We start from the raw sequence: 13990 nt of genomic DNA, 5'->3' as shown, positions 1-13990 counted from the left end.
CATCAAAAAGACCCGAGTCTCCCATAAACAGGTCCGCATCAAAAATGAAGAGAAGGAAAGAGAAAAAAATACCCCAAAATCATGAAATAAGCACTATGATTTCAGTGTATTTTTTATAATACAGGTTTTTTGAAAGATGTAAGATTTTGAAAATCAAGCAAAACGACCAATGAATAATTAACCGGTTTTGTGTATATCAACAGGCAGTCAAAATATTTAATCAGTGACCGATTATAAATAGATGAAAAAGAAAAAAATTATTACTTAAACGTTTTATGATGTTGCGAGACACAAAAACTACGATAATTGGCAAATTATGTGAGACGTCTATTTTTTAGCAAATAATTCAACAATACACACCATGATTAACATGTAGTTTTAATAATACATTTAAAAACATTTATGAAAATCCTTGTCTTTCTGAAAATTTGAGCGAACTTTTCGTCTAGGCGTAAAATATGTTCTACTTCACTTAGATTTTCTCTTTAGGAGAGAGGATAAATTCTACTTCTGTAGTTTAGAGGCAGGCGCTTAAGAACTTCGTAAGCGTTTTTATATTTTTAAACTGACGAAATTTTGCCCAGCTCAACCCGTGGAAATTTCGTAAGTTGATTTGGCGAAACTTTTAAACTGACGAAATTCTACCCTGCTCAGCCACTGGAAATTTCGTAAGTTGATTAATCTTATAATTAAAAAGTCTTGAAAGCAAAAAAAGCCTCAACTTTTTCAAGTTAAGGCTTTTGTTGCGGAATGGACGGGACTCGAACCCGCGACCTCCTGCGTGACAGGCAGGCATTCTAACCAGCTGAACTACCACTCCGTTTTGTTTGCTTTTTAAAAGTTTAAACCTCTTTCCCCTTTCGAGGATGCAAATATAGAGACATTATCCTTATTCGCAAACTTTTTTTAAAAATAATTATAACTCGTTAACCTACAGCACCTTCTTGCATCTTCTCTGCATTTTCTGCAAATTGTAGCGCATCAATGATCTCCTGAATCTCTCCATCCATAATTGTTGGTAGGTTGTACATCGTTAATCCGATCCGGTGTTCGGTAACACGACCTTGAGGATAATTGTAGGTTCTAATCTTCGCCGAACGGTCTCCTGTAGATACCATCGTTTTACGTTTAGCTGCAATATCGCCGTTTTTCTTCTGCAATTCAATGTCGTACAACTTACTGCGCAACATCTCCATAGCAATAACACGGTTACCCAGCTGCGAACGTTCCTGCTGGCAAACCACAACAATTCCCGAAGGTTTGTGCGTTAACTGAACTTTGGTTTCTACCTTGTTTACGTTCTGTCCACCAGCGCCGCCCGAACGGGAAGTCTGAAGCTCGATATCTGCAGGGTTAATGTATAAATCAATTTCTTCAGCTTCTGGCAAAACCGCAACAGAAGCTGCTGAAGTATGTACTCGGCCTTGAGTTTCCGTATCAGGAACACGTTGAACGCGGTGTACTCCACTTTCGTATTTTAATTGCCCATAAACATCATCACCGCTAACTTTTAAAATAACCTCCTTATATCCTCCGGCAGTACCTTCGGTTACGTCGACCGTTTCTACCCTCCAGCCTTTGGTTTCAAAATAGCGGGTGTACATCCTGTATAAATCTCCGGCAAACAATGCGGCTTCATCACCACCTGTACCGCCTCTGATTTCAAAAACAGCATTTTTCGCATCTTCAGGATCTTTAGGAATCAACATTAAGCGGATATTACTTTCCATTTCTTCCTGTTGTTTCAGCATTAAATCAAGTTCCTCTTTTGCCATTTCACGCATTTCTGGGTCTTTCTCGGCCGCTAAAATTTCTTTGTTGGCATCAATATTACTCATCACATTCTTGTAGATTTTATATTCATCTACAATTTTGCCCAAATCTTTATATTCTTTGTTTAAAGCCGCAAAACGTTTCATATCCTGAATTACATCCGGATTGCTCAATTGCTCTTCTACATCTTCCCAGCGCAGCTTTATAGCCTCTAATTTGTCTAACATATATTATTCGTATTGAAATTCCCAGATTTTTAGCAATTGCCTAAAATTTAGGAAATGCAAAAATAAGGAAAAAAGCTGAATTAGTTTTAAATGGAAAACCCGCCGATTTTATAGATGGGTTTTGGAAATTGTCGGTACGGAGAACATGGCGGCCTGCAGCCCTGCTCTACCTGCTGCCGAAGAAAAATCGGCATTCGTTCGATCAGGTTTAGATACAGAGTTGCAAAAAACTTAAACTCAAATTGAATTTACTTAGGTGGATTAAAAATCCACGGTTCGGCAGGACGAGATTACTCCGTAGAAATTCCTTTGGAACAAATCTCGACCAGCTTGAAATAAGGAAAAAAGCTGAATTAGTTTTAAATGGAAAACCCGCCGATTTTATGGATGGGTTTTGGAAATGGTCGGTTCGGAGAACATGGCGGACTGCAGCCCTGCTCTACCTGCTGCCTAAGAAAAATCGGCATTCGTTCGATCAGGTTTAGATACAGCGTTTGCAAAGAAATCTTCGAGGCTTAAACTCAAATTGAATTTTCTTAGGGTGGATTAAAAATCCACGGTTCGGCAGGACGAGATTACTCCGTAGGAATTCCTTTGGAACAAATCTCGACCAGCTTGACTAGCTTGTGCTCCAAGCCATAAATAGTAGTATCAGCTGAGCGATTTAAACGGGATTGAAATGGCCGCCGCCAATTTTTCATTGGCGCTATAATGTAAAGCCCGGCGAGCATTAATAATTTTGCAGGCTTTGCTTTCCAAAAAAAGAAGAACAAAACTTATGGTCTAAGGCTTATAGTATTCTAGCTTCAAATCTACACCATCAAATACGGCATAAGAATTATATTTGAGCCATTCTCCTGTATTGATATACCTGCTCCCATTGCCCAAATCCAAATCCATTGGTAAATGTCTGTGGCCAAAAACAAAATAATCGAAGTGTTCTTTTTTAAGTTGGTCTTTGGCGTAAATGGCAAGCCATTCCCTTTCTATTCCATAAAAAACTTCTTCTGGATTGCTGGCTGCCCTACTGCTTTTGCTCCAGCCGTTTGCTATCCCAATGCCTAAATTTGGGTGCAGACGAGCAAATAACCATTGGCAAATTTTGCTTCTGAAAATTTTACGCAAAAACTTGTACTTTTTATCTCCAGGCCCCAGCCCATCGCCATGATGCAAATAAAATTTCTTTCCGCCACGTTCGATAATCCATTCATCGCTAATAATTTCCATCCCGATTTCTTGTTTGAAGTAATCGAAAACCCACATATCATGATTGCCCTTAAAGAAATAGATTTTTATGCCTGAATCTGCCATCGATGCCAGTTTTCCCTGTAACCGAATAAATCCCTTCGGGATTACCTTTGCGTATTCAAACCAAAAATCAAAAATATCGCCCATTAAAAAAAGCTCGCCACAGGTTGGTTCGATAAAATTTAACCAGCTAACAATGCGCTCCTCCCGGGTACGGCTTTCAGCATAATTTGGTGTGCCCAAATGAAAATCGGATGCGAAATAAATATTTTTTACCATGTACAACATCAAAGGTAACTCAAAAAGGAGAAAGACTAAAGAAAAAAGCAGAAAGCTGAAAGGCTTAAGCCAAATAAGAAATCATCAGAATCCTTAAATCAGCGAAGTCATCCCGAAGGAAAAACATATATTAGTAAATAAATCCCTTGCGGTATGAAAGAGCCACTCCTATTAAGCTTATTTGCACTGAGCATTATTGGTTGCGAACCGGCCAAAAAGCCAGCAGAAAAAATTACTTTAATGAACTATCCTGAAACAAGAAAAGATACCACCACAGATAATTATTTTGGAACCAAAGTAACCGATCCTTACCGTTGGCTAGAAGACGACAATGCTTCAGAAACCAAAAATTGGGTTGAAGCCGAAAATAAAGTTACGCAGAACTATCTTTCTCAAATTCCTTTTCGTGCAGATATTAAAAGAAGGCTTACCGAAATCTGGAATTACCCTAAAGAAGGCGCTCCATTTAGGCCAGGTGATTACTATTTGTTTACCAAAAACAACGGCTTACAAAATCAAAGCATTTGGTATATTAAAAAAGGATTGGAAGGATCTGAAGAAGTATTTTTAGACCCGAATAAACTCAGTGCCGATGGAACGGCTTCAGTCTCGATCTTGGGTTTATCTCATGACAAAAAACACTTAGCTTATTCTATCGCCCAATCTGGCTCTGATTGGAGCAACATTTATGTTATGGACATCGCCAGCAAAACGAAATTAGCCGATGAATTAAAATGGACCAAATTTTCTGGCGCAGCTTGGAAAGGCGATGGCTTTTACTACAGCAAATATGATGAACCTGTAAAAGGCACTGAACTTTCTGGCGCCAACAAGTTTCAAAAGGTGTACTTCCATAAACTTGGCGATGCTCAAAAGGAAGATGAGTTGGTTTTTGAAGACAAAAGCAATCCAAATCTGTACTTTGGGGCTGATGTAACCGAAGATGAGCGCTTCTTAATTCTTTATGCTAGCGCAGGAACATCGGGAAACGCTCTTTACTATCAAGATTTGAAAGACCAAAAAAGCAAAATTTCCTTATTGGTTAAAGGTTTTGAAAACAACCACAGCATTGTGGATAATGTGGGCGATAAACTTTTGCTGAATACAGATTTAGGCGCTGAAAACAAACGGGTTGTTTTGGTTGATCCAAAAAACGCAGATTTTAACAACTGGCAAACAATTATTCCAGAGTCTACTTTGGCTTTGGAAAATGTTGGAACAGGTGGCGGCTTTTTATGGGCAACTTACTTAAAAGATGCCAGTACAAATATTATTCAGTTTGATCGTGCTGGAAAAAAAATTGGTACAGTTAAGCTTCCTGCAATTGGAACGGTAGATGGCTTTGGCGGTTACAAAAACGATCAAGAGTTTTTTTATACATTTTCAAACTTTACAACACCGGGCACCATTTACAAATACGATGTAACCACAGCAACATCTACACTTTACAGAAAAACTGAGCTCAAACTCAATACCGATCTCTATGAAACCAAGCAGGTTTTTTATCCATCGAAAGATGGAACAAAAGTACCCATGTTTATTGTACACAAAAAAGGAATTGTTTTAAATGGAAACAATCCGGTTTATCTCTATGGTTATGGCGGGTTTCAAGTTAATTTAACCCCAGGCTTTAGTTTATCTCGGATGATGTTTTTAGAAAAAGGCGGCATTTATGTTCAGCCAAGCTTACGTGGGGGAAGTGAATATGGAGAAGCCTGGCACAAAGCCGGAATGTTGGAAAAGAAACAAAATGTGTTTGATGATTTTATTGGCGCCGCCGAGTATTTAATCAAAGAGAAATATACCAATCCATCAAAAATTGCAATTGCTGGCGGTTCAAATGGTGGTCTTTTAGTGGGTGCCTGTATGACGCAAAGGCCTGAACTATTTAAGGTTGCGCTGCCTGCGGTTGGGGTTTTGGATATGCTGCGCTATCATAAATTTACGGTTGGCTGGGGTTGGATGGTAGAATATGGCAGCAGCGATAAAAAAGAAGATTTTGATTATTTAATTAAATACTCTCCATTGCATAACGTTAAAAGCGATGTCAAATATCCGGCAACATTGATTACAACCGGCGATCATGATGACCGTGTAGTACCTGCGCATTCCTTTAAGTTTGCTGCAACACTACAGGAAAAATATAAAGGCGAAAATCCGGTTTTAATCCGGATTGAAACCAAGGCTGGTCATGGAGCTGGCAAACCGACTACTAAACTTATTGATGAAGCAAGCGATGTATGGAGTTTTGTTTTCCAAAATTTGGGGATGGATTGGTAAATGTTTTTTATCATGCAAAAAGTACCGCTATGCGGATAACAGCTAGGCCAAATAAAAGTGCTGTCATAAGTATTTGCATCTATGGTCTTACGCTAAAGTATCTTAGCACCTAGAATGAAAAAGTAATAGACTTGATGTTAACTGATATAACAATTATATGCTTTAGAAAATTTCCCACTAAATCCATAGACCAATTATAATTTGCGCTTAAAGGCAAAAAATCATTATGTTTTGTTTTACAACAACCTAAAGCATATAAAATACTGATTTTAATAACCTTACAGAATTATCTAGAATATTTCTAAATAGAAGGATTGATAATAGTTTATTTTGTAACTTTGCGTCAAATTTTTTTGAATGATCTCTACTGATATAGCCGTAATAGGCGCTGGTCCGGTTGGTTTATTTGCCATTTTTGAAGCCGGTTTATTAAAAATGCGTTGCCATTTAATTGATTACCTTCCTCAGGTTGGTGGTCAGCTTTCTGAAATTTACCCTAAGAAACCGATTTACGATATTCCGGGTTATCCTTCTGTTTTAGCTCAGGAGCTCATTGATAATTTAATGGAGCAGGCAAAGCCTTTCCATCCAACCTTTACGTTGGGCGAGCGTATTGAAGGCTTAGAAAAGCGTGGTGAAGCAGATTTCGTTTTAACTACCAACATGGGTACCATTATCGAAGCTAAAGTTGTGGTTATTGCTGGTGGTTTAGGTTGTTTTGAGCCTCGTAAACCTGCTGTAGAAAATCTCGAGAATTTTGAGAATGGAAAAGGCGTAAATTACATGATTCTTGATCCGGAGAAATACCGCAATCAGAAAATGGTAATTGCAGGTGGCGGTGATTCGGCTTTAGACTGGACAATTTACTTAGCAGAGGTTTGTTCCGAACTAACTTTGATTCATAGAAGTGAAAGTTTCCGTGGTGCTCCAGATTCGGTTGCCAAAGTAATGGCATTGGCCGAAAGCGGAAAAATCAACCTGGTTTTAAACAGCAATCTTCACGCGGTACATGGTGGCGATAAACTTGAAAAAGTGGAAATCGTTCAAAACCGAAGTATGGAAAAATCTATGGTAGATGCAGACCATTTAATTCCTTTGTTTGGTTTGAGTCCGAAATTGGGGCCTATTGAAGACTGGAACTTAAACATTAGCAAAAGCGCTATTGAAGTGAATACGGACGATTATTCGACCAACATTCCGGGCATTTACGCAATTGGAGATATTAATACATACACCAATAAACTGAAATTAATTCTTTGTGGATTCCATGAGGCTGCATTAATGAGCCACAGCGCTTATTCTTATATGAATCCTGGAGTTAAATACACCATGAAGTATACTACTGTTAACGGAGTTTCAGAATTTTAAGCTTTGCGATAAAATAGTTTTTTATAGAAAACTTTTTATCTAAGTTTGCGCTAATAAGCGAGCAAAATGGAAAACAACATTACAATATATATGCAAGAACCGGATGGTTCAGTTACATCTCATGAGGCACCAACAGATATGGGCTTAAGTTTGATGGAGTTTTTAAAAGCATCTGAATACGATATTTTGGCTACCTGTGGCGGAATGGCTCTTTGTGCAACTTGTTGTGTTGATGTTTTGGAAGGCGAAGAAAAGCTTAATGAAATGACGGATGATGAATATGCAATGCTAGATACTTTGCCAGATTTACTTCCTAACTCTCGTTTGGCTTGCCAACTGCAACTAAACAACAACATGGATGGCTTAAAAGTGAAACTGCATGGTGTAAGCTAATATTTGAACATTATAAAAAAAGGCGATACCGAAAAGTATCGCCTTTTTTGTTTTTACTTCGCTGTTCAAGATGTTCCGAAGGGCATGTCAAACTTAAGGATAAAAGAGGTTTTATAAACCTCAAAAGTCTCGTTGGTCGAGATTTGCAACCTCGACCTATAAAACCGTGGATTTGGATCCACTTAAAGGATTAAAATCCTTACCTCCAAAGACGGGATTGCAAATCCCGACTAGCTTAAAACTAATTAATCATCACTTTTTTCCGTTCTACGTTCCAGCCATATACTTCAATGGCTAAATCACTTTGCGATCCGTTATATTCTACAGAAACAGTCTTGCTTTCCCCAGGCAAAATGCTTATGTAATTATCACCATAAAAAGCAGGCAAAATTCGTTTACCCGTTTTGCTATCAATTAGAGCAATCCGATTAAAAAACGCGACTGGATGGCCCATTTCATTACTCAACAAAACCTCAATTTTCCCTTTATTTTTTTGAGATGCAGTAATTTTTAATGGAGCTGGCTTAAGCTCTTGTAGTCCTTTATATTCACCATCTTTTCCGGCAAGCCAATAAATATTCTCGCTCAAAACACTTTGCTTTTCATTTAATATTTTAAGCGAAACAAAAACACCCTCTTTCTTATCCAGTTTTTTAAGGAAATCATTTAACGGAAAAAATCTTCTAACAGACGATGCGCCAATAGCATTAAAAACCTGAGAATAGAAGTATTCTTTGCCCTGCATGTCATAAACCTTGGCTTGTACCATTAAATTGTTCCGATCAGTAAAGCCATTATTAACTACTGTAACCATGCTATCTAAAGGATTCATCATGATGTGTAAAGGCTCACTGCCTTTTCGCAAACCGTATAAACAAGCATTGGGATCTAAATAATAATCATACATCTGGCCACGCAAAGCCGTCCAAGGGTTTTGGGTTTTCCAAATGATTGAACCTGTGTACCATTCCCACATGTGCGATGAAAAACCTTCCATCAAAGCTCTGTATTGATCGTAGTTTACAAGCTGAGCTTTCATTGCAAAATCCTTTGCATCTTTGGCTTTCCCATAAGGGTTAATATGTTCATCGTAACCTATGTATTTATGGTAATCCCAAACAGAATCGGTTTTACTTTTAAATTGTGGTGCAATTAAATTCTCCTTCGGAATAAATTTTTCTAAGGATTCGTAATCTCCAACACCAACAGAACCCACCTCAGAATTGTAGGGAAAAGTTCTGGTAGACCAAAAACTTTTAGGATCTTGAATACCATAAGGGCCGTCGCCATTGCCGCCTATTGTATTGTAAGACATTTTATCGCTATTAGAAAAATCGAACAGGATTCTGGTGCCATCCAACCTTGGAAGGATTTCATTTTTAAGTGGTTCAAGAATATCCTCGGGAGGTGTAATTTCGTTTCCGCCACACCAAAAAGCTAATGAAGCATGGTTTCGGATCATTTTTATCTGATCTTCAATCGCTGTTAAGACCAAAGGATGGTTATCAGGGTAATTTCTTCTCGTCCATTGATCATCTTTTTTCATTGGATCTACCCAGCGACCATTGCAATCGCCACTGAACCAAAAATCCTGAAAAACGAGTAAGCCATATTTATCGCAGGCATTGTAAAATTCGGGTCTTTCTAAAATTGCCCCACCCCAAATCCGAATTAAATTTAGGTTCATGTCTTTATGATAACGAACTTCAGCATCGTATCGGGCATCACTAAAACGAAGCATGGCGTCAGAAATAATCCAGTTTCCGCCCTTAATAAAAATTTTTTGTCCGTTAACGTAAGCGCCCATACTTTTGGTTTCTTCATTCCAGATGTTATCGATCTGGCGAATACCCACATTTAAATTTTCCTGATCCAAAACCTGATTAGCGCTTATGAATTTAATATTTAGCGGATATAAATATTGTTTCCCATATCCATTTGGCCACCAAAGTTTTGGATTTTCTAAAGCAAGATCTGGAAGGTTAACTTCTGAATGAATAGCAGATAGGGTCACATTTTTCTTTACCAGCTTTCCGGCGATTTCATATTGCAAAATACCCGAAATCGGCTGTCCTGTAGGGTTTTCTACTTCGACCGAAACCTTTATTGTTGCAGGCTGTTGCTTTGCATCAGGCAATCTTTTGCCAGGAACCAGTGTTATAACGTGTGGATTTTGGATTTTTATATTTTTGGTTTTTTCGATTGTAACCTTATCCCAAATCCCAGTGTTGCGATCTCGAATGGGCTGAATCCAATCCCAGCCTGCGGTATACTGAGTGGTTAAACCTTTAGCAATTGTACCATCACCACCTTGGCCACCATTCGCATTGCCTGGAAAATCTGGAGGAAAAACAATTACCGCTATTCTATTTTTGCCAGTTGATGAAAGCAATTTTGTGATGTTGTATTGCGACCTTAAATGCATTCCTTCCAAGGTTTTTGGATTTACCTTTTTTCCATTGAGGTAAATTTCTGCTTTATAATTTATTCCCCGAAATTGAAGCCAAACCTGTTCATTTCCAAGGGCCTTTTCTTCGAAATCCTTTACAAACCAATAGGTGTAGTAATCGTTGCCAGTTTTATAGATGTCGGGGATTTTTTCATTGTTCATTCCGTAGAATGGATCAGGAATCTTTTTATTGTTAAGCAATGTGGTTAACACCGTTCCCGGGATGGTAGCAGGCATCCAATTGTTTAATGGAAAATCTGTTTTAGATAATCGAAAACCATCCGTATTTACTTCTTTCATATTAAGGCATAACCAGCCCGAATTTAATTCGTATGGTTGCTGTGCATTAGCATAAAAACTAAGAATTAATAATAGAGAGATGAAAATTTTTCTCATTGTTATTGAGTTATTTTATAAGCGCACTAAATTAACAATATCTATTAACTTAGTCGTGTGGGATCAATCACAAAGCCAAGATTCTCTTAACAAGTGAGTTTTGTTCAGTAGCGGTTATTGGTTTGGTGTTGTACAAATCAGGTTTTTCGGCCCAGGCTTTTTCCATTTCGTAATAAGCAGGGTCGTCGACAATGCTTCTTTGATGTATAGCATCATCAATAAATTTACGCCATCTGGCTAGATATAAGGAAGAAAGGATGCCGTTCCATTCCTTGTAAGCATACTCGCTTAAGTCGGTTTTAGGATTGGTATTGGTTCCCCAATAACTAATTTGGATCTTTGCATTTCGTAAAGCAATGGCTCTATCTTTAGGTGTTTTGCCAAATTTAAACGCATTTTCTAACCAGGTATTCACCTTAAAAAAATTATTGCTGCTTAACAATTTATCCTGCATCAACAACAAATTGATAAATCTATCGCCTTGCTTTTTAATGCCTACCTTTTGCTCAATAGATTTAACCAAGTCCCGATAAACGATATCGGCTTTATTGCTAAGTAACTGACGTACAAAATCAATTTTATCAGTTTGATAAGTAGTATTTTTTGCAAACCCAGCATCAGCTGATACAAAAATTCTTACTGCATGCGCGAAGAATTCATGGTTATAGTTTTTTTCAAGATGGTCGCAACAGCTGATTTTCTTTATGTTTAATGATGGACGGGCACAAAAAATATTCCCTGGCGCACCTTGTTGAAAACCTTTTGTATCACTATAAGCCGATTTTAACAAGAGTTGCCAGGCTTTTTGCAAATTTGCATCGTTACTGCCGTAGCGATATTTTACATAACCTTTAATCCAATCTTTAACATCAATTTTCTTTTTTCTCCAGGCCAGTTCTAATGTCAAATCGTAAACCAATGGATTATTGTTAATCCCTTCGGGTAAAATGCCCACGCCTTTAACTAAGGTTTTATAATAACCTATTCTTGCTCGGTCAAATTCATTCGCAATGCGTTGCATACGGCCATAAATACCAGTGCGCTCTCCAAAGTTGCTCACATTACCCATTACAAAATCAGTTCCATCATAACCTTTTGTTGTTTCCCAGCTCGCACTGTTTTCTCCAAATAAATCAATTACCAGCGTTTTAGATTTATCAATCCCATCCAATAATCTTTTATCGGGATTTCCTTGCCAACCTTGTAAAACCCAGATGCTGTTTGGATAATATTCTCGCATCAGATTTTGGATATCTGACGCAGATTTAGAAATATTTATCCCTTCTATTTTGCCACCCTCATGAAAGGGGTCTCCTCCGAAATAATGGATGTCATCACCAAATAATTTTTTTGTTTCTTCATAGTAAATGCCTGCCATTTTAGCAAAAGTGGTATCTGTAGTTTGCAAGAAATCAGGCCGCTGGAAACCACCTGCCCATTTACCCTGATCTACTACATCAACTTTCACTTTGTTTTTAAGAGAGGTAGGCACTATCCCATAAAAACCTTGCAAAACTGGCTCTATACCAAAAGCTTTCATTCTTTTCAAAATCTTCTTTTGCAGTACCGTTTGTTGGTAAATGAAGTTTTGATTGATTGGCCCGCCCCAACCCTCCAGATTGCCCATTAACCACCAGGCTGTAAAAGCTGGGCCTGGAATAAAACTGAATGTTTCCTTTTCGCTGTAACCCATCCGTTTCAACGTATTTTGCCAAACTTCTTCAGCTCCAACCGGTGCCAATGCAATATTTACGCCGTTTAAAGCCATCCAGTCCAGCTCCCGTTCCCAATCTTTCCAGGTGTAAAAACTCATGGTGTAATTGATGGTACAATAGTTTAAAGCGTATCGCAAAGGCACAACAGCTTCAATTTTAACTTTATTTTTTATGATTGGCAAAGTTAAAACTGCAGAAAGATTATCGCCCAAATGAGACATGCTTCTATAGCAATAATATTTTAGATACCAGTTCAAGCCCATGGCCGCAGCAGATGGACTTGATGCTCCTATTCGGATTTTTCCATTGATGGACTGCAACTCAAATACATCATTATTGCTTATTTTATTGATAGCCATAAACTGCAGTTTTGAGGCTAACCAAGGCACTCTTCGTTGCGCCAATTGTTGCACAGCCTCGTAATCATTTGCCTGCAAGTTGAAGCTTACAAACAGAAAAAATAATATTAGAAATGTATCTTGTATTGCTTTCATTTCATCTAATTTGCCGTTTCAAGCACAATAACTTCATCATTAGGATTAATATTTCCCGCAACAGGAATATTAAGTATGCCATTTTTTAGGGTTGCTTTTACACCGCTATTGTCTCTTAAATAGTAAGCTTTTTTCAGTTTTTTAAACGGAAAGTCTTTCAATGTAATCATCGGCTTAGCTTCAAATACATGAATAAAAATCTTGCTTCCTTTTTTGGTAATACAGCCCCAGTCTTGTGGTTTTTGATAGCCTGCCTCGGTGCCATAAATACTTTCCCCATAAACCTTTAACCAATCGCCCATGGAACTTAAGCGGGTTAAAAATTCTGGCTGAATTTCGCCATTTGGCATTGGACCGATGTTTAGCAACAAATTAGCGCCCAAACTACTAGCCTTAACAAGTGTGTGGATAAGCTCGGCATTACTTTTATAATTGTTATCGGTTAAGTTAAAGCCCCAAGATCCATTCATTGTTACGCAAGCCTCTAAAGGTACTTTTGCACTCGCCTCCTGAAAACTTAAACCAGATTTATTTTCGCCAGGAAGATCTTGTTCAAACATTTGAAAATCTTCTCCCGAAAAAGGAGAAAGATGATGGTTATTGCCAATCATGCATTGCGGTTGTAGTTTATGAATAAGGCCATAAATTTCGTCGTATTTCCAATCGATTCGAGAAGACCTGTCGGCAGCGCCCTCAGGTGCAGTTTGATCCCAGTGCCCATCGAACCATATTCCACCAATTTCGCCGTAATTAGTTAATAATTCGGTTAACTGGTTTTTCATAAAAGCAAGGTAGCTGGCATAATTGCCATGACCTTTCCGACCGCTAGATTGCCCCGTTTTTCCCGTCTCATGAGGATAATCTTCGCGTCTCCAATCTAGCAAAGAGTAATATAAGTAGAGTTTAATACCTTGTTTGTGACATTCATCGGCCATCATTTTCACTATATCCTTTTTGTAGGGTGTATTCATAATGTTAAAATCCGAATATTTGGTATCCCACATGCTAAAACCATCGTGATGCCTTGTAATCAGGGTTATGTATTTCATACCCGCGTTTTTGGCTGTGCTTACCCATTGGGCTGCATTAAAATCAGTCGGGTTAAAGAATTTTTCTAATCGGCTATAGTTTTCAACATTTACTTTTCGCTCATTCATAACCCATTCTCCACTACCGGGAATGCTAAATGGCCCCCAATGTATAAATAAACCGAAGCGGGCATCAGAAAACCATTTACGATTTTCGAGATTTGATTGCGATGGAGTATAGGTTTGAGCGGACAAATTAAATTTTAATAGGCAGATGAAACAGAAAGCCAGAATTTTTTTCATAACTAATAATTTTAATAAAAGTGGTTAGCTTGCATAA

Annotated in this window: 8 protein-coding genes and 1 tRNA gene; 3 read left to right on the top strand and 6 right to left on the bottom strand. The window is 38.1% G+C overall.

The window, feature by feature from the left end:
- Nucleotides 1-746: 746 nt before the first annotated feature.
- From DF947_RS07360 to DF947_RS07350, 3 genes are all read right to left on the bottom strand, one after another.
- Nucleotides 747-820, bottom strand: a tRNA-Asp gene (locus DF947_RS07360).
- 106 nt (nucleotides 821-926) lie between these two features.
- Nucleotides 927-2000 carry a peptide chain release factor 1 gene (prfA, locus tag DF947_RS07355; RefSeq protein WP_109929046.1) on the bottom strand — a complete coding sequence of 358 codons (1074 nt, stop codon included), beginning with the start codon at nucleotides 1998-2000 and terminating at the stop codon, nucleotides 927-929.
- A gap of 783 nt (nucleotides 2001-2783) precedes the next feature.
- A complete protein-coding gene (locus DF947_RS07350) occupies nucleotides 2784-3527 on the bottom strand; it encodes a UDP-2,3-diacylglucosamine diphosphatase (protein WP_109929045.1) in 744 nt (247 codons plus the stop codon).
- 153 nt (nucleotides 3528-3680) lie between these two features.
- On the opposite strand from DF947_RS07350, the gene DF947_RS07345 reads away from it, so the two are divergent.
- The 3 genes from DF947_RS07345 (at nucleotide 3681) to DF947_RS07335 (ending at nucleotide 7568) form a co-directional block, all read left to right on the top strand.
- Entirely contained in the window at nucleotides 3681-5807 is a 2127-nt protein-coding gene (locus DF947_RS07345) for a prolyl oligopeptidase family serine peptidase (RefSeq protein WP_109929044.1), read from the top strand.
- 357 nt (nucleotides 5808-6164) lie between these two features.
- Nucleotides 6165-7175: an NAD(P)/FAD-dependent oxidoreductase gene (locus DF947_RS07340; protein ID WP_109929043.1), complete on the top strand. Its 1011-nt coding sequence runs from the start codon at nucleotides 6165-6167 to the stop codon at nucleotides 7173-7175.
- Between the two features lie 66 nt (nucleotides 7176-7241).
- The gene (locus DF947_RS07335) at nucleotides 7242-7568 is read left to right on the top strand and encodes a 2Fe-2S iron-sulfur cluster-binding protein (protein WP_090885516.1); all 327 of its coding nucleotides are present in this window, start codon (nucleotides 7242-7244) and stop codon (nucleotides 7566-7568) included.
- A 241-nt stretch (nucleotides 7569-7809) separates the two neighbouring features.
- On the opposite strand, the gene DF947_RS07330 is transcribed toward DF947_RS07335, so the two are convergent.
- The 3 genes from DF947_RS07330 to DF947_RS07320 form a co-directional block, all read right to left on the bottom strand.
- The gene (locus DF947_RS07330) at nucleotides 7810-10413 is read right to left on the bottom strand and encodes a glycoside hydrolase family 2 protein (protein WP_109929042.1); all 2604 of its coding nucleotides are present in this window, start codon (nucleotides 10411-10413) and stop codon (nucleotides 7810-7812) included.
- Between the two features lie 67 nt (nucleotides 10414-10480).
- Nucleotides 10481-12622, bottom strand: coding sequence for an alpha-N-acetylglucosaminidase (locus DF947_RS07325; protein WP_109929041.1), 2142 nt, complete (start codon nucleotides 12620-12622; stop codon nucleotides 10481-10483).
- A 5-nt stretch (nucleotides 12623-12627) separates the two neighbouring features.
- On the bottom strand, nucleotides 12628-13953 hold the full coding sequence (locus DF947_RS07320; protein WP_109929040.1) for an alpha-L-fucosidase: 1326 nt from the start codon (nucleotides 13951-13953) through the stop codon (nucleotides 12628-12630).
- Nucleotides 13954-13990 lie beyond the last annotated feature (37 nt).

The organism is Pedobacter paludis, assembly GCF_003173575.1.
GTDB lineage: Bacteria > Bacteroidota > Bacteroidia > Sphingobacteriales > Sphingobacteriaceae > Pedobacter > Pedobacter paludis.
This window is presented reverse-complemented; position numbering and strand designations above follow the sequence as displayed.